Source organism: Actinoplanes sp. CA-051413 (assembly GCF_050955795.1).
Taxonomy (GTDB): Bacteria; Actinomycetota; Actinomycetes; order Mycobacteriales; family Micromonosporaceae; genus Actinoplanes.
In genome coordinates this window covers 8521406-8541628 of the sequence record NZ_CP192100.1, presented here as the reverse complement: position 1 = coordinate 8541628, position 20223 = coordinate 8521406, and the positions used below count along the sequence as shown (strand labels likewise).

The window sequence follows — 20223 nt, the reverse complement described above, 5'->3', positions numbered from 1 at the left end:
CCGGCCGGGGCCACCATCACCGAGCGATGCCGGGGCACGTCACATCATCGGTAGGGGTTGAAGTTCTGCCCCGCCATCAGGAACCAGGCGGTCGCGCCGACGTGCTGGCGCGGGAAGTAGCCGAACGCGAAGCCGGTGTCGAACGCGCTGGTGGCGGCCACGATGCCGGCCGCGGCGGGCAGTGGGGTGCCGGTCCACGTGCCGCCCTCGCCGGGGTTGGACAGCTTGCCGTGGTCCGCGTCGGCGGTCAGGCCCACGGTCTGCCCGGCGCCGAGGGTCCGCTGGGCCACGACGGTCTGCCGCAGCAGCCGCTTGGCCAGGGCCGTGTCGCCGCGGTCGTCGCGCTTGAGCAGGGCCAGGGCCGTGTGCCCGTTGCCCTCCAGCCAGACGGCGTCGCGGTTGTTCTCCACGGTGCTGCCGGAGACCGGCCCGGTACGGATCTTGGCCTGGCTGCTGTACGTCACGCCGGAGATCGCACCGTCGGTGTTCTCCAGGTTCTCGGTGACCCAGTCGATGGCGTCGTCGTAGCGCCGGTTGTCGAGGCTCAGCAGCGCCCAGGTCTGCACGTCCTCGGGGATGTTGCCGATGTTGATCTGGTTCGGGTCCTCACCCGGTACGCCGCCGAGCGTGCCGGTCCACAGGAAGCGCTCGGAGCGGTTCCACATGGCCCGTACGAAGTCCTCGGCCACGTCGGCGCGGGCCGTCCAGCGCCGATCCCTGGTCAACTTGGCCAGCAGCGTGAACAGCCCGTACGCGTCGATGTTGTGCTCGGTCGAGGCCCACGGCTGCGGCGTCTCACCGTCGCCCTGCAGACCGCCGTGGTAGCCGCCGAAACGGTACGGCGACTCTTTGTCCGCGATCCACTGGCCCAGCGCCACCGCGCCGTCGAGGTACTTGGTGATCCGGGTGTCGACGTAGAGCTGGGCCAGGGCGAGCGCCACCCAGGCCATGTCGCCGGTCGAGGAGCCACCGAAGCCGTACGGCCACAGGAACGCCGCCTTGCCGTCCTCGCGCTTGAGTCCGGGGAAGTACGGGCCGCCGCCGTAGAAGAGCATCGGCCCGGCCGCGTACGCCTGCCGGACCCGCCCGTCGGTGTACTTCTCGTCGTTGGCCTGGATCCACAGCAGGGCGTCGCCGATGAGCCGGGCCCGCCGCACGTTGGCCACAGTCGGGTTGGCCAGGTAGGCCAGCGCCGCGAGCGCGTTGTCGTAGACGAACGCGGTCGTCATCAGCTCGCTCTCGTTGTTGTAGCTCTGCAGCAGCCGCGGCTCGCCGCCCTTGACGTAGGCGTCCTGCACCACGTCGAGGTAGTGGTAGGCGCGGCTCACCGGCTCAGCCAGCGTCCGGTCCACCAGGTGCCGCGGCGCGCAGGTGCCGGCGGCGGCGGAGTCCGGGGCGAGCAGCGGGGCGGCCACGGTGGCGGCGGCCGCCGCGGCGGGCAGGGTGAGCAGGCGCCGGCGGGAGAACGCTCCCGAGGTGGAGCTGAGGTTGGTGGGCATGTCGCGGAACTCCAACAGGTGTGAGAGCGCTCTCACGACGAGCGCTGGGCGCCATTGAAACCTGTCGCGCCCCGCCTGGCAAGCCGCGGGCCGCCGGCAAGGTCGCCGGCGGCCCGCGGAACACCTCAGACCTCGGCGTCGACGACCTCGCCCAGCCCGCCGGCCACCAGCTCGTCGCGGATCACCGCGGCGTCACCCTCGACGACGACGGTCAGCCCGTCGGGGTGCAGATGCTTCGCCGCGGCGGCGGACACCTCGGCCACCGTCGCGTCGAGCAGGCTGCGCCGCAGGGTCGCGTAGTAGTCGTCGGGCAGCCCGTGCACCACCAGCGTGGCCAGCGCGCCGGCGATCGAACCCGACGTCTGCATGTCGACCGTGAGCTGGCCGGCCCGCCACGTGCGGGCCACCTCCAGCTCCTCCTCGGTGACGCCGTCCAGCCGGGTGCGGGTCACCTCGCCGATGGTGTCGGTCAGCGCCGGCGCGGTCACCGCGGTCTGCACCGAGGTGCTGATGCCGAAGCGGCCGAACCGGCGGGTCATCGCGAAATCGGAGCGGATGCCGTACGTGTAGCCCTTCACCTCGCGGATCAGGTGGTTGAGCCGGGACGTGAACGCCCCGCCCAGCACCGTCGCTACCAGCGTCATCGCCACGTAGTCCGGGTTGGCGCGTTCCGGCGCGCGGTGCCCGAGCCGCAGCGTCGACTGCACCGAGCCCGGCCGGTCCACCAGCAGCACCCGGCGGCCGGCGGCGATCGGCACCCCCAGCGGCCCGGCCGGTGCGATCGGCTCCCCGGTCGCCCCCGCGAATGCGGCGGCCCCGAGCTCGGCCAGATCCAGCTGGTCCAGATCACCGGCGACGAGCAGCACGCCCGGCCGCTTCAGCCAGGACTCATGGAACGCGGTCACGTCCTCGACGGTGACAGCCGCGACCGACGTGGGATCACCGTGCAGCGGCCGGCCGTACCGCTCGGCCGCCCCGAAGAGATCCATCCGCAGGGCCGCGTCCGCCCGCGGGCCGGGCTGCGCCCAGTCCATCCGCAGCGCGGTCACCTCGTCGTCGCGCACCCGCGCGACATCGGCCGGATCCAGGCGCGGGGTGCGGGCGGCCTCGGCGAGCAGGGTCACGGCCCGGGGCAGCAGCGCCACCGGTACGGACACACCGACCCGGAACGAGTCCCAGTCCACCGAGGTGGACAACTCGGCCCCGAGACCCTCCAGCGCCAGCGCGTACGCCGCGGAGTCCCGGGTCGTGGTGCCCTCCTCCAAGCACTTGGCGAGCACGGTGGCCGTGCCCTCTCGGCCCGCGGACTCCCGCGCGCCACCGGCGTCGAGCAGCAGCGCGGCGGTGGCCAGTAGCTGACCCGGCATGTGGGCGGCGACGACCTCACCACCGGCCACCGAGACCCGCTGGATGTCCGGGAACGTGTACGGCCGGGAGTCGCCGGGGCCGGGCCGGGTGGCAACGAGACTCACTGGTCGGTCCCTTCGTCGGGCAGGTAGGTGAGGGTGACGCGGGACTCCGGGTTCAGCGTGCGGGCGGCGTCGAGGATGTCGCCGGCCGTGACCGACTGCCACTGCGGCAACCGGTAGGCCGCGCTGGTGGCGTCGCCGAACTGGGTCGCGTACCGGCTCAGGGTGTCGGCGCGACCGCCGACTGTGGACATCTGCCGCCACCACGAGGTGGTCAGCAGGGCCTTGGCCCGTTCCAGCTCGGCCTCGGTCACCGGCTCGGTGGCCATGCTGTCCAGCACCTCGGCGACACCGGCGGCCAGCCGTTCCGCGTCGACGCCGTCCTTGGCCGTGGCCGTGACGATCAGCGGGGCCGGGGCGTGGGCCAGGTCGACGCCGTACGCGCCGATGTAGTCCGGCTGGGCGATCCGGGCGCCGTCGGCGAGCCGCTGGTAGAGCCGGCTGCCCCGGCCGCTGCCCAGCACTGTCGCCAGGACGGTGATGGCGTCGTAGCCGGCCGTGCCGAACGGATGGGTCCGGTGCGACAGATAGACCCGGGGAGCCGGGACCTTGCCGGTCACCGTCTCGCGGACCGGCTCGGAGGCCGCGCCGGTGATGTGCCCGCGCGGCGCCGGCGGGATGTCGGAGACCGACTCCAGCGCGCCGAAGTACTTCTCCGCCAGGGCGAAGACCTCGGCCGGGGTGACGTCACCGGCGACGGTCAGCACCGCGTTGTTCGGCGCGTAGTACTGCTGGTGGAACGCCTTGAACGTGTCCAGACCGGCGGCGTTCAGGTCCTCCATCGACCCGATCGTCGCGTGGTGGTACGGGTGCCCCGGCGGATACAGCAGCGGCAACAGGCGCAACCACGCGTCGCCGTACGGGACGTTGTCGTACCGCTGGCGCCGTTCGTTCTTGACGACCTCGCGCTGGTTGTCGAGCGTCTCCTGGGTCAGGGCCGGGACCAGACCGCCCATCCGGTCCGCCTCCAGCCAGAGCCCCAGCTCCAGATGCTCGACCGGCAGCGTCTCGAAGTAGTTGGTCCGGTCCGGGTTGGTGGTCGCGTTGAGCGAGCCACCGGAGCCCTGGATCAGGCGCATGTGCTCGGTCTTGGCGACGTGCACCGACCCCTCGAACATCAGGTGCTCGAAGAGATGCGCGAAGCCGGTCTGGCCGGCCGGCTCATGCCTCGAGCCGACGTCGTACCAGAGGTTCACGCACACCACCGGCGCGGTGTGATCCTCGCTGACGACCACGCGCAACCCGTTGTCCAGGCGCGCGGTTTCGATGGGCCACGGATAGCCGGTCTGGGCGACCGGCGCGGGCTGAGCAGACACGCAACCTCCCTGTAGCGGCGGCCGGCTTCCGTCGGCGCCGTCACCAGTATCCCGGCTGAGCAGGCCGGCGCGCTCCTTCGCTTCGCTTTCGGCCCCGCTTGGTGTCATCGATACCAAGGGCGGGCGTCCGGCGTAACCCCCAGGTCCGCGGCGCCCGCCCCCCGCACCGTTGCCGAGAAGGGGACCTATGACAGACATCGCATCCGACACCGACGCGCGGCTGCTGGAGCAGACGCTGTTCGAGGTCAAGAAGGTGATCGTGGGGCAGGACCGGCTCATCGAGCGGCTGCTGACCGCGCTGCTGGCCGGTGGGCACTGCCTGCTCGAAGGCGTGCCGGGGGTGGCCAAGACGCTGGCCGCGGAGACGCTCGCCGTGGCGGTCGGTGGCAGCTTCCACCGCATCCAGTTCACGCCGGACCTGGTGCCCTCCGACATCATCGGCACCCGCATCTACCGGGCGTCGCGGGAGGACTTCGACGTCGAGCTGGGCCCGGTGATGGCGAACCTGGTGCTGGCCGACGAGATCAACCGGGCGCCCGCCAAGGTGCAGTCGGCGCTGCTGGAGGTGATGGCCGAGGGACACGTGTCGATCGGCGGCCGGACCCATCCGATGCCGCGGCCGTTCCTGGTGCTGGCGACCCAGAACCCGATCGAGAGCGAGGGCGTCTACCAGCTCCCCGAGGCGCAGCGGGACCGGTTCCTGATGCGGGTGGTCGTCGGCTACCCCAGCGACCAGGACGAGCTCGGCATCCTCTACCGGATGGGCGGCGTGCGCCCGGTCGCCCGGCCGGTGCTGGACACCGGCAAGCTGCTGGCGTTGCAGGCCCGGGCCCGCGAGGTGTTCGTGCACCACGCCCTGGCCGAGTACGTGGTCCGGCTGGTGCTCGCCACCCGCGACCCGGCCCGGTTCGGCCTGCCGGAGGTGGCCGGGCAGCTCGCGTACGGGGCCAGCCCGCGCGCCACTTTGGGCCTCGTTGCCGCCGGGCGGGCGCTGGCGCTGTTGCGTGGACGCGACTACGTGCTGCCGGGCGACCTGCTCGACATCGCGCCCGACGTGCTCGCCCACCGGCTGGTGCTCTCCTTCGACGCGGTCGCCGACGGTGTCGCACCTGAGTCGATCGTCCAGCGCATCGTGGAGTCCGTACCGCTGCCGGTGATCGCTCCCGCGCAGGAGCAACACGGTCCGGGGCTGGGTGTGGCGGCGTGAACGAGGGCGCTTCGAGCAACGAACTGGCACCGGAACGGCGGCTGCGGCGGCTCGAGCTCATGGTCACGCGCCGGCTCGACGGGATGCTGCACGGCTCGTACCTCGGGTTGCTGCCCGGCATCGGCAGCGAGCCGGCCGGCAGCCGGGAGTACCGGCCCGGCGAGGACGAGGTCCGCCGGATGGACTGGGCGGTCACCGCGCGGACCGCGGTCGCCCACGTCCGCCAGGTCGACGCGGACCGGGAGCTGGCCACCTGGGTGCTGGTCGACGCCACCGCGAGCATGGACTTCGGCACCGCCGAGTTCGAGAAGCGGGAGCTGGCTGTCGCATCCGTCGCCGCGGTCGGCTTCCTCACCACCGGCGCCGGCAACCGGCTGGGTGCTCACCTGCTCGGCCCCGACGGGGTACGCCGGTTCCCGGCCCGGGGCGGCCGCACCCACCTGCTCGGCATGTTGCGCACCTTGCTGGCCGTGCCCCGTTCCGCGCCGACAACCGAGCACGTGCCGCTGGCGGAGGCCATTGACGGCATGCACCGCGCGGTCAACCGCCGCGGGCTGGCCGTGGTGGTCTCGGACTTCCTCGACGGTCTCGACGAGGACGGCCTCGGGCCCGGCGCACCCGCCTGGGAACTGCCGCTGCGCCGGCTCGCCGCCCGGCACCAGGTCCTCGCGGTGCAGATCCGTGATCCGCGCGAGCAGGAACTGCCGGACGTGGGACTGCTGACCCTGGTGGACCCGGAAACCGGTCGCCGGCGCGAGGTGCCCACCGCCAGCCGCAAGCTGCGCGAGCGGTACGCCGAAGCGGCCCGCCGGCAGCAGGCGTCCATCGAGAACGGCCTGAAACGGGCCGGTGCGGCCCACCTCGGCCTGCGCACCGACCGCGACTGGGTCGCGGACATCGTCCGGCACGTGTACGCCCAGCGCCGCCTGGGCCGAGCCTCGCGAACAGGAGCAAGACCATGACGTGGCTTTCCCCGGAACGGCTGTGGCTGCTGGCCGCCGTCGCGGCGCTGGCCGTCGCGTACGTCGTGCTGCAACGCCGCCGCAGCCGGTACGCCGTCCGCTTCACCAATCTCAAGCTGCTCGACCGGGTCGCACCGGCCCGGCCACAGTGGCGCCGGCACGTCCCCGCCGGGCTGTTCCTGGCGATGCTGGCCCTGCTCGTGGTCGGGTTCGCCCGGCCGCAGTCCGAGGTGCAGGTGCCCCGGGAGCGGGCCACCGTTCTGGTCGCGGTGGACGTGTCCCGATCGATGCTGGCCACCGACGTGGACCCGGACCGGCTCACCGCGGCCAAGGCCGCGGCCCGCGAGTTCGTGGCCGACCTGCCCGAGCAGTTCAACGTCGGCCTGGTCGGTTTCGCCGGCACCGCCTCGGTGTTCGTGCCGCCGGTGACCGACCGGGCCGCCGTCGACGTTGGCATCGACCGGCTCGCCGAGGGCACGGCCGGCCGGGCCGGGACCGCCATCGGTGACGCCATCGCCACCTCGCTGGAGGCGATCCGCACGCTGGACGCCACCGCCGGTGAGGACGTGCCGCCGGCCCGGGTCGTCGTGCTCTCCGACGGCGCCAACACCGCCGGGCAGGACCCGGCCGAGGCGGCGACGCAGGCCACCGAGCTCGGCGTGCCGGTCGACGCCATCTCCTTCGGCACCGAGAACGGGACCATCGGCGGCAGCGCCCTCGGCGGTGGTGGCGGTGGCGGCAACCAGCCCGTGCCGGTCGACGGGCAGACGTTGCAGGCGGTCGCGGACGCCACCGGCGGCAACTACTTCGAGGCCGGCAGCGCCGAGGAGCTGCGGTCCGCGTACGCCGACATCGGCAGCTCGGTCGGCTACGAGACCGAGACGCAGGACGTGTCGGCGCGCTTCATCGGTATCGGCCTGCTGTTCGCGGCGCTGGCCGCACTGGCCTCCATGTTCTGGTTCGCCCGCCTCCCGTAGAGGAGTTCTCTGATGACAATGACCACTGGGCTGGGCGGGTCGCCCCGGGGACCCGAGTTCCTGTCACCCGGCATCGACGAGCGGGCTGCGGGCGTACCGCCGGCCACAGCTGGTGGGGCACCGGCGCGCGCTGCCCGACGCTGGCCGCTGGTCGCCGCGGCCGGGCTGACCGTGGTGGCGATCTCCGCCGGCACCGGCGGAGCGGCCGGCTACCTGGCCGCGCCGGAAGCCACTCCCACCGACCCGGCCGCCGCGCCGCCGCCGGCCGCTCCCGGCGTGCCGTCCGATCTCGTCGGCGCTGCCGCCCGGGCCCTGCCGGGCGTGGTGTCCGTGCAGGTGCGCACCGGCTCGGGCGGCGCGTCCGGCTCCGGGTTCGTCTTCGACGACCGCGGTCACATCGTCACCAACAACCACGTGGTCGCGGCCCGGGGCGGGGGAGCGGTCAGCGTGGTCGGCTCGGACGGGCGCCGGCTCACCGCCGAGGTCGTCGGCACCGACCCGAGCAGCGACATCGCGGTGCTACGGGTCACCCCGTCGGCCGCGCTGCGCCCGCTGGACCGCGCCGACCTCAGGGCCACCCGGGTCGGCGAGCCGGTGCTGGCGGTCGGCTCACCGCTCGGTCTCTCCGGCACGGTCACCGCCGGCATCATCAGCGCGCTGGACCGGCCGGTGCGGCTGGGCGGGACCGTGCGGCAGACCGCGGTGCAGACCGACGCGTCCATCAACCCCGGCAATTCGGGTGGGCCGCTGGTTAACGCGCGCGGCGAGGTGGTCGGCGTGAACACCGCGATCGCCACCCTGGAGGGCGGCGGTTCCATCGGGATCGGCTTCGCCGTGCCGATCGACCGGGCCGCTCAGGTGGCCACGACCCTCATCGGCCGTGGATAGTCGACAGATGCGGCTGCTGGTGGTGGAGGACGAGGAAGACCTGGCGGAGGGCCTGCGGGTCGGTCTCGCCCGGACGGGGTACGCGGTCGACGTCGCGCTCGACGCGGCCGAGGCGTACGACCGGCTGACCGTGAACGAGTACGACCTGATGCTGCTCGACGTGAACCTGCCCGACGGTGACGGGTTCACCCTGTGCCGCTCGCTGCGCAACGGCGAGGTGGACACCCCGGGCGAAACCGACCTGCGGGTGCTCATGCTCACCGCCCGCGGCGGCCTCGAGGACCGGGTCCGCGGGCTGGACGAGGGCGCGGACGACTACCTGGTGAAGCCGTTCGCCCTGGCCGAGCTGCTGGCCCGGGTCCGCGCCCTGCTGCGCCGGGACACGGCCGGCACGTCGGCGGTGCTGACCGTCGGGGACGTGGTGCTGGACGTGGCCCGGCACGTCGCGACGCTGCGCGGTGAGCGGCTGACGTTGACCCCCAAGGAGTTCGGCGTCCTGGAATATCTGATGACCCGGCCCGGGCACGTGGTGTCGAGCGAGGAGCTGCTTGAGCACGTGTGGGACGCCAACGCCGACCCGTTCACCCAGACCGTACGGGTCACGGTGGGCACGTTGCGGCGCAAGCTCGGCGAGGGCTCGATCGAGACGGTGGTCGGGCGGGGCTACCGGCTGCGGGACGGGGCGGCGTGAAGCGCCCGGAGCTGTTCCGGTCCATCCGGTTCCGGCTCACGGTGATCTACTCCACGCTGCTCTTCGCGCTGGCCGGGGCGGCCCTGGCGATCACCTACTCCGCGGTGGCGATGACCACGGACGCGGCCCCGCTGACCACCACTCAGGCGAAGCTGTTCGAGAACCGGGTGTATCAGGGGCAGGTTCCCTACGCGGACATCGCGGATATCGAGGCCGCGGTCAATTACAACACTCTGCAGAACCTGCGCACCTACTCGCTGATCGCGCTGGGCGTGCTCTTCGTCGCCAGCCTCGGCATCGGCTGGGTGCTCTCCGGCCGGGTGCTGCGCCCGGTGGGAGCGATGGCGCGTACGGCGCGCGAGATCCAGGCCACCGACCTGTCCCGGCGCATCAAGCTCGGCGGTCCCCGCGACGAACTGCGGGACCTCGCCGACACCATCGACTCCATGTTGGACAGACTGGACGAGGCCTTCCAGTCGCAACGCCAGCTGATCGACGACGCCTCGCACGAACTGCGCAGCCCGCTGGCCATCATCCGGACGAACCTCGACGCCTCGCTCACCCCGGCGGAAGCGACCCCGGAGGAACGCGAACGGGCGGTGGCCGTGGTCGACCGGGCCACGACGCGGATGTCGCGGCTGGTGGAGGACCTGCTGGCCACCGCCCGCCGGGACGCGCACGGGCTGTCGGACGCCGACGTGGAGCTCACCACGATCGCCCGGGAGGCCGGCGAGGAGTCCTTCATCACCGACCGCGGCCTGCGACTGCGCTACCACCTGCCCGGGGAGCTGCACCTGATCGGGGACGCCGACGGGCTGCGCCGGGCCGTCGGCAACCTGCTGTCCAACGCCGTACGGCTGGCCCCGGGGTCCTCCACCGTGACGGTCGCGACCGGCCGTACCGGATCATGGTTGTGGCTGGCCGTGGCCGACGAGGGTCCGGGGATCGCCCCGGATGATCTGCCCCGGGTCTTCGACCGCTTCTGGCGCGGGAGACCGGAATCCGGCGCGGAACGCTCCCGGCAGCGCCGCACCGGGCTGGGCCTGGCGATCGTCCGGCAGATCGTGGAGTCGCACGGCGGTCAGGTCGCGGCGTTCTCCGAGCTCGGCCAGGGCAGCACCTTCGTGCTGTGGCTGCCGGCGGCCGACCGAACGGACAACGAAGCACCGCCCGCGGTCAGTCCCTGGCCGTAACCGCCTGCTGTACGCCGAGCGCCGCGCATACTCACGACCATGCGTACTTGGAAGGTGCTCGCTGCCTGCTCAGCGGGTCTGCTCCTCGCCGGTACCGTAAGTCCTTCCGCCGGCCTGGCTGCGGCAACCACGACCATCACCTCCTTGACCGTGCCGTCCGAACCGGTCGACCTGGAAGCCTCGCCCGGTGTGATCATCCGGGCCCACATCGTCGACTCGGTCGGGGTGATCGCCGGCGGCGACAGCGATGATTACGACGCCGCCACGTACCTCTGCTCCACGGAGGCGAACCCCCCGAAATACAACAGCTGTGGCGTCATCCAGGGCCGCCGGATCAGCGGCACCGCCCAGGACGGGGAATGGGACTTCGACCCGTTCCGCGGGCAGCGGGCCCACGGCGGCTGGGAGGTCTGGGCCCTGCAGGTCCTGCGGCTCGACGGCACCCGCCAGCGGATCGACCTGAGGCCGTTGCCGGTCAACCGGACCTTCCACACGATCGGCCGCTTCGGCACGTTCTTCGACCGCCAGTCGCCGCTGAGCAACGAGAACACCACCATCACGTACGGCGGCACCGTGACCCTGCGCTCCCGCGCGTACTGGATCGACGAGCTCGTCAAGCGGCACCCGATCGGCAACCGGCAGGTCCGGATCATGCAGGAGGACCAGACCGAGCCGGTCATCGACGGTGACGAGCGGTTGCTGACCACCGTGACCACCGCGGCGGACGGGACGCTCGCCGTCACCGTCAAGCCGGATCGCAAGGCCTTCCGGCTGTACCTGGTGATCGACCAGGGCACGACCACCGACGGCTTCCGGTACATGGACGGCATCTCCTGGACGGGGCGGGTCGACGTCAAGGTGGGCCTCGGCATCAGGTCCAAACCGTCGAGCCTGCCCGCCGGAACCGTCGGCTACGTCGAGGGCAACGTCGTCCCGGCCACGCACGCCGGGCAGAACGCGTACCTCCAGCGCTACAGCGGCGGCGCCTGGAAGATCGTGAGCAGCGCGAAGATCCGCAGCTCGGGACGGTTCACCCTGGCCGTGCAGCCGCCCGGCAAGGGCACGTACCGCTACCGCGTGTACAAGGCCAGTGATGCTCTGCACGTCTACAACGTGACCCGGGAATTCACCCTCGCCGGCAAGTGAGACCCGCGATGGCGGGCCGGGTGCGCGCGGTGCCATGCTGGGCGCGTGGCGGACGACGTACGGGTCAGTGACCGGTTGACGATCCCGGCCGCTGAGCTCTCCTGGCGGTTCTCCCGCTCCAGCGGGCCCGGCGGCCAGGGCGTCAACACCACCGACTCCCGGGTGGAGCTGTCCTGGGATCTGGCCGGCTCCGAGCTGCTGCCGCCCACGTTGCGTGAGCGCGCCCTCGAGCAGCTCGGCGGCCGTCTGGTCAACGGCGTGCTGACGATCACCGCCTCGGAGCACCGCTCGCAGCTGCGTAACCGCGAGGCCGCCGCCGCCCGGCTGGCCGCCCTCGTCGCCGGGGCCATCGCGCCGCCGCCGCGGGCCCGGCGGGCCACCAAACCGACCCGCGGCTCGGTCGAGCGCCGCATCGGCGAGAAGAAGCGGCGCAGTCAGACCAAGCGCAACCGGCGGGCCGACACCGACTGACGGCTCAGCTGTTGTGCGGGGCCACGGCTTCGCGGTTCTCCGCCGCCAGCGCCGGCCCCAGCAGCTCCTCGCAGACCCGGATCAGCCGGGCCCGCAACGCCGACGCGCGGCGGGCGAACTCGCGCTGCCGGGTCACGTACTCCGCCTTGCCCTCGGCTGTCTCGATCTTCACCGGCTCCTGCCCGTACGACGTCAGGTCGTACGGGCTGGCCTGCATGTCCAGCAGGCGGATGTCGCCGGCCAGGGCGAAGCAGTCCAGCGCCAGCGCGCCGGGCACCGCGGGGCCGAGCTTGCCGGCCCACTTGTGGCAGTCCATCGCCGCGTGCAGGCAGCCCGGCTGGTCCAGGTCGACCTGGGTGGCCCGGGTCGGCTGGAGGCGGTTGAGCCCCACCGCCTCGGGGGTGAAGAAGCGGAAGGCGTCGAAGTGGGTGCAGCGGATCGGGTGCTCCTCGACCACCTTGTCCGTCTCGGCCTGGCCCAGCCGCAGCGGCAGGGAGTGCCGGTGCTCCGGCTGGCGGTAGACCATCGCCCACTCGTGCAGGCCGAAGCAGCCGGAGAACGCGGGTCGCGATGCCGTGGCCGTGAGCAGGCCGTGGATGTAGCGGACGCTCTCGCCGCGGGCGTGCATGTACGCCTCTGTGTCGAGGGTCACGACGCCGTCCGGATGCGCCTTGTACCACTTCCAGGCGGCGTGCTCGGCCAGCCCGGTCGGTGCCGCGGCCAGCCCGGTGCCCACCCCGGGGTGCCAGCGGCGGAGCTGGGCCGGGCGGGTGCCGTAGTAGTCGTACAGGAAATCCTCTATGGCGTGCTTCTCGCCCGCCGCCTTGCGCGCGCGGTGCCCGGCCGTCATCTCGTCGGCCCGCTCGGCGTGGGCGCGGGCCAGCGGGATCCAGCTGACCGAGGGCAGCACAGTGGTCAGCGCGTGGGTTTCGCTGATCCGCATCGCACCAGCGTATCCAGCAAGTCCACTCCTATCGAGCCTCGGCGTCGTCTGTGGTGAGGAACGCCCGAACGAGGTCCGCCACCGCCGCGGGTGCGCTCTGGTCGGGAGCGTTGTGATCGAGTTCCGGCAGCAGGGCGTAGCGGGCGTGCGGGACGAGCTCCGCGAGCCGTGGCTGGACCCGGCGCAGCCATTCCGGGCTGCGGCCGCCCGCGATGATCAGGGTCGGTGAGCCGATGGCGGCGTACCGGCTGCCGTCGGAGTCCAGGCCGGCGGTGACCCGGCACTCGGCCGGCAGCGTCGGCAGCAGCTCACGGTTCTCCCGGCCCTCGGGCGTCTGCAACAGGAACCAGGCGAAGGCGGTGTAGACGGGCATCGGCACGACGCCGACCGGGGCGAAGCCCAGCCCGGTGAGGAAGGTGGCCATCGCCCCGGCGGACCGCCCGCGCGCCAGCCGGCGCTCGAACTCGGGCAGGAACGTCGTGTCGATCGAGCCGTTGAGGCTGACCGCGGGCTCGTAGACCACCAGCCTGGTCAAGTCGCGGCGGAGCGCGACGTGCAGCGCGGCCAGGCCGCCGTAGCTGTGCCCGAACAACTCGCCGGAGCCGGTGGCGGTCAGCACCGCGAGCGCGTCCTCGACCTCCCGCTCGATCGAGTAGCCCGGCCCCGGTGGCCCGCTGTCGCCGCGGCCGCGACGTTCGATGACGTGCACGGTGCGGGAGTCCGCGAGGGACTCGGCCAGCCGGCGGTAGTGGTGCGAGCGGCGCAGACCACCGGGGATGACGACCAGGCCGGGGCCCGATCCGGTGCTGGTCACGTCGAGCCGGGTGCCATCGGCACTGGTAATAGTTGGCATGCGAACGAATGTAGTACATCTACTACATCCTTGATAGTGTGCTCGACATGAAGACCATGACGGGGGCGGAGGTGACGGGAGTGGACACGGTGCCGGACGAGACCGTGCTCGACGTCCGCGACCTGCGCATGCGATACGGCAGCACGGACGTCCTGCACGGGGTGTCGTTCACCGCCCGGCGCGGCGAGGTGCTCGCCTTGCTCGGGCCGAACGGCGCCGGCAAGACCACCACCATCGAGATCCTCGAGGGTTTCCGGATGCGCTCGGCCGGCACGGTCCGGGTGCTCGGCGTCGACCCGGCCACCGGCGGTGAGCAGTGGCGGGCCCGCCTCGGCGTGGTGCTCCAGTCCTGGCGCGACCACGGCAAGTGGCGCGTCCGCGAGCTGCTGCACCACCTCGGCAGCTACTACGCCGACTACTCCACGCCCGCCGTCAGCCGCCCGTGGCCGGCCGACGAGCTGATCGAGCTCGTCGGCCTGGGCGCGCAGGGCGGCACCCGGATCAACCGGCTCTCCGGTGGCCAGCGCCGCCGGCTGGACGTGGCGATCGGCATCGTGGGCCGGCCGGAGGTGCTCTTCCTCGACGAGCCGACGGTCGGCTTCGACCCCGCGGCCCGCCGCGAGTTCCACGACCTGGTGCACCGGCTGACCGATGTGGACGACACCACCGTCCTGCTCACCACCCACGACCTGGACGAGGCGGAGAAGCTGGCCGACCGGATCGTCATCCTGGCCGGCGGCCGGATCATCGCGGACGGCTCGGCCGACCAGCTCTCCCGCCGGGTCGCGGGGGAGTCCGAGGTCCGCTGGACCCGCGCCGGCTCTCGCTACGTGCACAGTGCCGCCGACGCCACCCGCTTCGTCCGGGAGCTCTTCCGGCAGTACGGCGACGACATCGCCGACCTGGAAGTGCGCCGCGCCAGTCTGGAGGACACCTACATGACGCTGGTCCGCGACTCCGAGGCCGGCCGGGACACCGCCGCCGCTTCCGCCTTCGAGGTGGTCCGATGAGTGCCGTCTCCACCGCCGCCCGCACCGGGCTGGCCCGCGGCGGCATCGAGCTGCGGCAGACCCTGACCAACGTGCTGGACCTGTGGACCTACTTCTTCCCGGCGGCCCTGCTCGTCGGCACCGTCTACTTCATGCGCAACGCCACCGTGCCGGGCACCGACCTGTCGCTGGGCGCCCGCACGCTGCCGAGCACGCTGGGCATGGGCCTGGCCTTCGCGGGACTGCTCACGGTGGCCACGCTGCTGGTGACCGACCGCGAGGACGGCACCCTGCTGCGGGCCAAGGCCACGCCGAACGGGATGGCCGGCTACCTGGTCGGCAAGCTGGTCCTGGTCGGCGGCATGGCGGCGATCAGCCTCGTGCTGCAGATCGTGCCGAGCCTGTTCATCGTCGACGGGCTGGAGATCGACGCGAACGGGTGGCTCACCCTGTGCTGGCTGCTGCCGCTCGGCTTCGCCGCCACCATCCCGCTGGGCGCGGTCTTCGGCTCATTGCTGGAGAACCCTCGCAACATCGGCCTGCTCCTGCTGCCGCTGGGTGGCCTGGTGACCATCTCCGGCATCTTCTATCCGATCAGCGCCATGCCGGGCTGGCTGCACGGGGTCGCGCAGGCCTTCCCGGTCTACTGGCTAGGGTTGGGCATGCGCTCCGTGTTCCTGCCCGACGCGCTGGCCTCGGTCGAGCTGGGTCATTCCTGGCGGCACGCTGAGACGTTCGGCGTGCTGGGTCTGTGGACGGTTCTCGGCCTGATGCTCGCGCCGGTCGTGCTGCGCCGGATGGCCCGCCGGGAGTCGGGCTCGGCTGTCGCCGCCCGGCGCGAGAAGGCCATGACGCGGATCGGGTGACGGACGACGCATGAGCAGTGAGATCACGTACAACCGCATCGCGATGCTGCGCGCCGAACGCGGCATCTCGCGGCGCCAGCTCGCCGACGCCCTCGGCGTGCACTACCAGACCGTGGGCTATCTCGAACGGGGTGAGTTCAGCCCGTCCCTGCACCTGGCCCTGCGGATCTGCGACTACTTCGAGGTGCCCGTCGAGGTGGTCTTCTCGCTCAGCCCGTTCCCGAGGCTGGGCACCGAGCCGGTGCCGCGTACGGCGTAGCCTCGATCCTGCGTTTTCATCGCTCAATGGATGGGGTTATCCGTGCGTTTCGCTCGTTTTGTTCATGCCGGTGGCGTGTCCTTCGGGGTTGTCGAGGGTGAGTCCGGGGCCGGGGCCAAGGGCCTGACGATCGCCGAGATCGGCAGCCTCCCGTTCGAGCAGGTGCGCTTCACCGGGCAGCGCTGGGCCCTGGCCGACGTCCGGCTGCTCGCGCCGATCTTCTCCAGCAAGGTGATCGGGGTCGGCCGTAACTACGCCGACCACGCGGCCGAGCTCGGCAACGAGGTGCCCAAGGAGCCGCTGATCTTCATCAAGCCGTCCACCTCGGTGATCGGCCCGAACGACGCGATCCGGATCCCGCCGCAGTCCCAGCAGGTCGAGCACGAGGCCGAGCTGGCCGTGGTGATCGGCGCGACCGGCGCCCGCCGGGTGGACCGGGCCGGTGCCCAGCGGGCCATCTTCGGTTACACGGTCGGCAACGACGTGACCGCCCGCGACCTGCAGCGCACCGACCCGCAGTGGACCCGGGCCAAGGGCTTCGACTCGTTCTGCCCGATCGGGCCCTGGATCGAGACCGACCTCGACGTCAGCGACCTCGAGGTGCGCTGCGAGGTGGGCCGCAACCCGGACGAGATGGAGGTGCGCCAGCTCGGCCGGACCAAGGACATGGTCTTCGACGTGCCGACCCTGGTGTCCTACGTCTCGCACGTCATGACCCTGCTGCCCGGCGACATCATCCTGACCGGCACCCCGGCCGGGGTGAGCCAGATCGTCTCCGGCGAGACCGTGATGGTCAGCGTTCAGGGCATCGGCGAGCTGCGCAACCCGGTCGTCTCGCTGGACTGAGCCTGCCGCTCGATCCCGTCGAGCAGCAGCCCCAGGCCGTAGGCGAAGGCGTCCACGGCCTGCTCGTCGGGCCCCTTGTCGAAGCCGCCGGCGTTCCACAGGTCCGTCATCGCGGGATGCTGCTCGACGTCGAACCAGTCCTCCCACAGCCGGCCCCGCCGGCTCCACCAGCTGTCGTTCGACTCGCCGCTGGTCCGGCGCAGCTGGGCGTTCTCGCCCTCCTGCCGGGCCGCGGCGGTCACGAACATGGTGATCGTCACGGCGGCCGTGTTGCGGCTCGACACCGGCAGGCCACCCAGCGTGGACAGCACGTACTCGCTCTCGCGCAGCGTTCCGGGGCCCAGCGGCGGGCGGATCCGGGAGACCTGGCAGAGCCACGGATGCTCCCGGTACATCGCGATCGTGCGGTCGGCGTACAGGTGGATCTGCTCGCGCCAGTGCGCCGGCCTTTCCTCCCCGGGTCCCGGCAGCCGGCGGCTGCCGAGGACCTCGTCGACCATCAGCTCCACCAGCTCGGCCCGCGACGGCACGTAGGTGTAGAGCGTCATCGTCGCCACCCCGAGCCGGGTGGCCACCTGGGCCATCGAGGCCGCGGCCAGGCCGTCCTCGTCGGCCACGGTGATGCCGGCCGCCACCACCTGGTCCACGGTGAGCCGGGGCGGGCGCCCGGTGGTCGCTTTGCGCACGTTCTTGTGCCGCCACAGCAGCGGCAGGATCCGGTCGGGATCGGTGGCCCCGCTGTACTCGGTCATCTCGTATACCCTACGAGAAGAGTTTCCGTAGGGTCTACGAGAACTGAGGAGGGCACATGAAGATCCTCGTAACCGGTGCGACGGGCGGCGTGGGCCGGCTCGTGGTGGACGAGCTGCTGGCGCTGGGCGCGACCGACGTGCGGGCGCTGACCGTCAACCCGGCCAGGGCCGGCCTGCCGCCGCAGGTCGAGGCCGTCCGGGGCTATCTGGGCCGGCCCGAGACGCTGCCGGCCGCCCTGGCGGGCGTCGACCGGATGTATCTGGCCCCGCTGGTGGAGACCAACGAGCAGGTGTGCCGGCTGGCCGCGGCCGCGGGGGTACGCCGGATCGTCGACATGGCCGGCGCCAAGGGTGACCACTGGCAGGTCATCGAGGACGGCGTCGAGGCGTGCGGGGTGCCGTTCGTGCACCTGGAGCCGGGGGAGTTCATGACCAACTCGGGGATCTGGTCGGCCCAGATCGCCGCGGGTGACGTGGTCCGCGACGGCTACGGCGACGTCGCCAATGCGCCCATCGCCCTGGAGGACATCGCTGCCGTCGCGGCCCGGTGCCTGCTGGAGGAGGGTCACGAGGGCCACTCGTACGAGCTGACCGGTCCGCAGTCCCTGACCCGCCGCGAACGGGTCCTTCAGATCGGCGCGGCGCTGGGCCGCGAGCTCACCTACGTCGAGCTCCCGCACGACGAACTGGTCGAGCAGCTGACGGCGGTCATGGGCGAGTACGGCGGCTGGTACGCCGACGGCCTGCGCCAGATGGTCGGACATCCGCAGGTGGCGGTGCAGACGGTGGCCGAACTGACCGGCCGTCCGGGGATCACCTTCGCCGCGTGGGCGCGGGACAACACGGACATGTTCCAGTAGTCACGCGGTCACGGAAACGCCGGGTGGTAACCCGATTTGTTCGCCACCATGGGCTCGGGTAGAGTTTCCACTCGGTACGGCAAGCCGTACCAATGGGGTATGGGGTAATTGGCAGCCCGACTGATTCTGGTTCAGTTAGTCTAGGTTCGAGTCCTGGTACCCCAGCGCGACCGACTCCCGCAAGGGCGGTGGTGCTGGACTTCTGATAGAGTTCCGCACCGTTGCTCACGCCAAAGAGCCGGAAGCAGCAGGTAAGGCACCACAGAAGTGCAGCGTTTCTGCAGTACAGCGTGTTCTGGCCCCGTCGTCTAGCGGCCTAGGACGCCGCCCTCTCAAGGCGGTAGCGAGGGTTCGAATCCCTTCGGGGCTACAAGCAGCGAGCGGCTCGTGTCTTTCGACACGAGCCGCTTTTGTCTGCTCTGGGCGTACTCCACGGGCCGTTTTCGGGGCGGCTGAGACGGCAGACTGCTTCTGTGACGGACATCAACGTGCGACGCGTCGACTTCGGCTACTTCATCCGGCCCGCCGAGGAGACGGGCACGGGCTCACCCCGGGTCGAGCCGTGCCTCGGTTACCTCGTCGAGCATCCCGACGGCCTGCTGCTGGTCGACACCGGCATGGGCGGGGATCCGGACGTGGACGCGCACTACCGGCCCCACCGCGTGCCCCTGCCCGAGGCGCTCGCCGCCGTCGATGCCCGGCCCGAGGACATCCGGCACATCGTCAACTGCCACCTGCACTTCGACCACAGCGGCGGCAACCCGGCGCTGCCCGGCCGGCCCGTCTACACCCAGCGGCTCGAGCTCGACATCGCCCGTACCGTCGAGGACCACACGCTGCCCTGGCTCATCGACCACCCGGGCGCGGTCTACGTCGAGCTCGACGGCGAAGCCGAGATTCTGCCCGGGGTGGTGATCGTGCCCACGCCCGGGCACACCGCCGGCCACCAGTCCCTGGTTGTCCGCCGCGGCGACGGCACGGTCATCGTGGCGGGGCAGAGCCACGACCACGCGGTCGGCTTCACCGCGGACGTGCTCGCCCGGCGGGCCGGACAGGACGGTGCCGAGGCGCCGCTGCCGTTCCCGCCGGCCTGGATCGAACGGCTGCTGAGCTTCGACCCGGCCCGCGTGGTCTTCGCCCACGACAACGCCGTGTGGACGCCCTGATCCGGTGCGGGGTGGTCGCTGGGCCGGTCTGGCACGCGGTGCTCTCGGCCGGCTGATCGTTGCCCCGCCCCGGATCGCGCCTTGGCCGAACCGTCGTGGCCGGGCTGGCGGCCGTTGAGGCGCCGGCCGCCTTACCGCCGGCCGCCTTACCGCCGGCCATCAGGCCGCGGATCTGGTGGGGGGTCAGAGACCGCTGAGGCGTTGTCCCGCGCGGACGACCGCCATCGCGTGGCGTTCGCCGGGGCGGCGGCCGAGTCGTTCGATCGGACCGCTTATTGAGATGGACGCGATGACCCGGCCCGTCCGGTCCCGGATCGGCGCGGAGACGCTGGCCACACCGGGCTCGCGTTCCGCGACGCTCTGCGCCCAGCCGCGCCGGCGCACCTCGGCCAGCGTGCGCCCGGTGAACTTGCATCGCGGCAGCAGCGGCATGACCGCCTCGGGCGGCTCCCAGGCGAGCAGGATCTGGGCCGCGGATCCGGCCACCATCGGCAGCACCGACCCGACCGGCACCGTGTCGCGCAACCCGCTCGCGCGTTCGGCGGCGGCGACGCAGATCCGCTCGTCCGCCCGGCGCAAGTAGAGTTGGGCGCTCTCCCCGGTCGCGTCGCGCAACGCCGACAGCAGCGGCTCGGCCGCGGTCAGCAGCACGTCCGGGGCCGCGTTGGCCAGCTCGCCGAGGCGCGGCCCGGGCCGCCACCGGCCCTGGGTGTCCCGGACCAGCATCCGGTGGATCTCCAGGGCCTGGGCCAGCCGGTGCGCGGTCGCCCGGGGCAGCTTGGTCCGGTCGACTAATTCAGCCAGGCTGGCGCCGTCGACACAGGCGGCGAGGATGACCACCGCCTTGTCGAGAACGCCGACACCGCTCAT

The 20223-nt window shown here is 72.0% G+C and carries 21 protein-coding genes and 2 tRNA genes; 16 read left to right on the top strand and 7 right to left on the bottom strand.

Features of this window, described 5'->3' with window-relative positions:
* Positions 1-44 precede the first annotated feature (44 nt).
* From ACQP2Y_RS40275 to ACQP2Y_RS40265, 3 genes are all read right to left on the bottom strand, one after another.
* Positions 45-1499: a hypothetical protein gene (locus ACQP2Y_RS40275; protein WP_433721587.1), complete on the bottom strand. Its 1455-nt coding sequence runs from the start codon at positions 1497-1499 to the stop codon at positions 45-47.
* Positions 1500-1624: 125 nt separating this feature from the next.
* A complete protein-coding gene (locus ACQP2Y_RS40270) occupies positions 1625-2971 on the bottom strand; it encodes a M16 family metallopeptidase (protein WP_433721586.1) in 1347 nt (448 codons plus the stop codon).
* Entirely contained in the window at positions 2968-4284 is a 1317-nt protein-coding gene (locus ACQP2Y_RS40265; protein WP_433721585.1) for a M16 family metallopeptidase, read from the bottom strand. Before ACQP2Y_RS40265 ends, ACQP2Y_RS40270 begins: the two co-directional genes overlap by 4 nt.
* A gap of 187 nt (positions 4285-4471) precedes the next feature.
* Here ACQP2Y_RS40265 and ACQP2Y_RS40260 point away from each other — a divergent pair, with 187 nt between their 5' ends.
* The 8 genes from ACQP2Y_RS40260 (at position 4472) to arfB (ending at position 11819) form a co-directional block, all read left to right on the top strand.
* Entirely contained in the window at positions 4472-5491 is a 1020-nt protein-coding gene (locus tag ACQP2Y_RS40260) for an AAA family ATPase (protein ID WP_433721584.1), read from the top strand.
* The gene (locus ACQP2Y_RS40255) at positions 5488-6453 is read left to right on the top strand and encodes a DUF58 domain-containing protein (protein WP_433721583.1); all 966 of its coding nucleotides are present in this window, start codon (positions 5488-5490) and stop codon (positions 6451-6453) included. Before ACQP2Y_RS40260 ends, ACQP2Y_RS40255 begins: the two co-directional genes overlap by 4 nt.
* Complete coding sequence (locus ACQP2Y_RS40250; RefSeq protein WP_433721582.1) at positions 6450-7430, top strand: VWA domain-containing protein; 981 nt, start codon at positions 6450-6452, stop codon at positions 7428-7430. The genes ACQP2Y_RS40255 and ACQP2Y_RS40250 overlap by 4 nt, the downstream gene beginning before the upstream one ends.
* Before the next feature lie 12 nt (positions 7431-7442).
* The gene (locus tag ACQP2Y_RS40245) at positions 7443-8318 is read left to right on the top strand and encodes a S1C family serine protease (RefSeq protein WP_433721581.1); all 876 of its coding nucleotides are present in this window, start codon (positions 7443-7445) and stop codon (positions 8316-8318) included.
* Between the two features lie 7 nt (positions 8319-8325).
* Complete coding sequence (locus ACQP2Y_RS40240) at positions 8326-9009, top strand: response regulator transcription factor (protein ID WP_433721580.1); 684 nt, start codon at positions 8326-8328, stop codon at positions 9007-9009.
* The gene (locus tag ACQP2Y_RS40235; RefSeq protein ID WP_433721579.1) at positions 9006-10202 is read left to right on the top strand and encodes a sensor histidine kinase; all 1197 of its coding nucleotides are present in this window, start codon (positions 9006-9008) and stop codon (positions 10200-10202) included. Before ACQP2Y_RS40240 ends, ACQP2Y_RS40235 begins: the two co-directional genes overlap by 4 nt.
* A 144-nt stretch (positions 10203-10346) precedes the next feature.
* Positions 10347-11348 carry a hypothetical protein gene (locus ACQP2Y_RS40230; RefSeq protein ID WP_433721578.1) on the top strand — a complete coding sequence of 334 codons (1002 nt, stop codon included), beginning with the start codon at positions 10347-10349 and terminating at the stop codon, positions 11346-11348.
* Positions 11349-11393: 45 nt separating this feature from the next.
* Entirely contained in the window at positions 11394-11819 is a 426-nt protein-coding gene (gene arfB, locus ACQP2Y_RS40225; protein ID WP_433721577.1) for an alternative ribosome rescue aminoacyl-tRNA hydrolase ArfB, read from the top strand.
* Between the two features lie 4 nt (positions 11820-11823).
* Here the strand turns inward: arfB and ACQP2Y_RS40220 are convergent, their stop codons facing one another.
* Positions 11824-12762: a 3-methyladenine DNA glycosylase gene (locus tag ACQP2Y_RS40220; RefSeq protein ID WP_433721576.1), complete on the bottom strand. Its 939-nt coding sequence runs from the start codon at positions 12760-12762 to the stop codon at positions 11824-11826.
* A 28-nt stretch (positions 12763-12790) separates the two neighbouring features.
* Positions 12791-13615, bottom strand: coding sequence for an alpha/beta fold hydrolase (locus ACQP2Y_RS40215; protein WP_433721575.1), 825 nt, complete (start codon positions 13613-13615; stop codon positions 12791-12793).
* Between the two features lie 56 nt (positions 13616-13671).
* Between ACQP2Y_RS40215 and ACQP2Y_RS40210 the strand changes: the two genes are divergently transcribed.
* The 4 genes from ACQP2Y_RS40210 to ACQP2Y_RS40195 are packed head-to-tail and all read left to right on the top strand — an operon-like array spanning position 13672 to position 16575.
* Positions 13672-14625 carry an ABC transporter ATP-binding protein gene (locus tag ACQP2Y_RS40210; RefSeq protein ID WP_433732251.1) on the top strand — a complete coding sequence of 318 codons (954 nt, stop codon included), beginning with the start codon at positions 13672-13674 and terminating at the stop codon, positions 14623-14625.
* The gene (locus tag ACQP2Y_RS40205; RefSeq protein ID WP_433721574.1) at positions 14622-15470 is read left to right on the top strand and encodes an ABC transporter permease; all 849 of its coding nucleotides are present in this window, start codon (positions 14622-14624) and stop codon (positions 15468-15470) included. Before ACQP2Y_RS40210 ends, ACQP2Y_RS40205 begins: the two co-directional genes overlap by 4 nt.
* A gap of 10 nt (positions 15471-15480) precedes the next feature.
* Positions 15481-15729 carry a helix-turn-helix transcriptional regulator gene (locus ACQP2Y_RS40200; RefSeq protein WP_360550047.1) on the top strand — a complete coding sequence of 83 codons (249 nt, stop codon included), beginning with the start codon at positions 15481-15483 and terminating at the stop codon, positions 15727-15729.
* Between the two features lie 42 nt (positions 15730-15771).
* On the top strand, positions 15772-16575 hold the full coding sequence (locus ACQP2Y_RS40195) for a fumarylacetoacetate hydrolase family protein (protein ID WP_433721573.1): 804 nt from the start codon (positions 15772-15774) through the stop codon (positions 16573-16575).
* Here ACQP2Y_RS40195 and ACQP2Y_RS40190 read toward each other — a convergent pair.
* Positions 16530-17327 (bottom strand): TetR/AcrR family transcriptional regulator, encoded by a 798-nt coding sequence (locus ACQP2Y_RS40190; RefSeq protein WP_433721572.1) that lies wholly within the window; start codon positions 17325-17327, stop codon positions 16530-16532. The genes ACQP2Y_RS40195 and ACQP2Y_RS40190 overlap by 46 nt on opposite strands.
* A gap of 56 nt (positions 17328-17383) precedes the next feature.
* Here ACQP2Y_RS40190 and ACQP2Y_RS40185 point away from each other — a divergent pair, with 56 nt between their 5' ends.
* The 4 genes from ACQP2Y_RS40185 (at position 17384) to ACQP2Y_RS40170 (ending at position 19353) form a co-directional block, all read left to right on the top strand.
* Positions 17384-18187 carry an SDR family oxidoreductase gene (locus ACQP2Y_RS40185; protein WP_433721571.1) on the top strand — a complete coding sequence of 268 codons (804 nt, stop codon included), beginning with the start codon at positions 17384-17386 and terminating at the stop codon, positions 18185-18187.
* Positions 18188-18280: 93 nt separating this feature from the next.
* Positions 18281-18352: transfer RNA gene (locus ACQP2Y_RS40180), tRNA-Gln, on the top strand.
* Positions 18353-18484: 132 nt separating this feature from the next.
* Positions 18485-18557, top strand: a tRNA-Glu gene (locus ACQP2Y_RS40175).
* Between the two features lie 103 nt (positions 18558-18660).
* Positions 18661-19353 carry an N-acyl homoserine lactonase family protein gene (locus ACQP2Y_RS40170; protein WP_433721570.1) on the top strand — a complete coding sequence of 231 codons (693 nt, stop codon included), beginning with the start codon at positions 18661-18663 and terminating at the stop codon, positions 19351-19353.
* A 183-nt stretch (positions 19354-19536) separates the two neighbouring features.
* Here ACQP2Y_RS40170 and ACQP2Y_RS40165 read toward each other — a convergent pair whose 3' ends face one another.
* Positions 19537-20223 carry an IclR family transcriptional regulator gene (locus ACQP2Y_RS40165; RefSeq protein WP_023561932.1) on the bottom strand — a complete coding sequence of 229 codons (687 nt, stop codon included), beginning with the start codon at positions 20221-20223 and terminating at the stop codon, positions 19537-19539.

What these genes read in the sequence shown, in the direction of transcription:
- ACQP2Y_RS40190 (WP_433721572.1), bottom strand. Translation starts at nt 17,327, where the DNA reads ATGACCGAGTACAGCGGGGCCACCGATCCCGACCGGATCCTGCCGCTG.
- ACQP2Y_RS40210 (WP_433732251.1), top strand. Translation starts at nt 13,672, where the DNA reads ATGACGGGGGCGGAGGTGACGGGAGTGGACACGGTGCCGGACGAGACC.
- ACQP2Y_RS40165 (WP_023561932.1), bottom strand. Translation starts at nt 20,223, where the DNA reads ATGAGCGGTGTCGGCGTTCTCGACAAGGCGGTGGTCATCCTCGCCGCC.
- ACQP2Y_RS40275 (WP_433721587.1), bottom strand. Translation starts at nt 1,499, where the DNA reads ATGCCCACCAACCTCAGCTCCACCTCGGGAGCGTTCTCCCGCCGGCGC.
- ACQP2Y_RS40260 (WP_433721584.1), top strand. Translation starts at nt 4,472, where the DNA reads ATGACAGACATCGCATCCGACACCGACGCGCGGCTGCTGGAGCAGACG.
- ACQP2Y_RS40250 (WP_433721582.1), top strand. Translation starts at nt 6,450, where the DNA reads ATGACGTGGCTTTCCCCGGAACGGCTGTGGCTGCTGGCCGCCGTCGCG.
- ACQP2Y_RS40215 (WP_433721575.1), bottom strand. Translation starts at nt 13,615, where the DNA reads ATGCCAACTATTACCAGTGCCGATGGCACCCGGCTCGACGTGACCAGC.
- ACQP2Y_RS40185 (WP_433721571.1), top strand. Translation starts at nt 17,384, where the DNA reads ATGAAGATCCTCGTAACCGGTGCGACGGGCGGCGTGGGCCGGCTCGTG.
- ACQP2Y_RS40245 (WP_433721581.1), top strand. Translation starts at nt 7,443, where the DNA reads ATGACAATGACCACTGGGCTGGGCGGGTCGCCCCGGGGACCCGAGTTC.
- ACQP2Y_RS40200 (WP_360550047.1), top strand. Translation starts at nt 15,481, where the DNA reads ATGAGCAGTGAGATCACGTACAACCGCATCGCGATGCTGCGCGCCGAA.
- ACQP2Y_RS40205 (WP_433721574.1), top strand. Translation starts at nt 14,622, where the DNA reads ATGAGTGCCGTCTCCACCGCCGCCCGCACCGGGCTGGCCCGCGGCGGC.
- ACQP2Y_RS40240 (WP_433721580.1), top strand. Translation starts at nt 8,326, where the DNA reads ATGCGGCTGCTGGTGGTGGAGGACGAGGAAGACCTGGCGGAGGGCCTG.
- ACQP2Y_RS40220 (WP_433721576.1), bottom strand. Translation starts at nt 12,762, where the DNA reads ATGCGGATCAGCGAAACCCACGCGCTGACCACTGTGCTGCCCTCGGTC.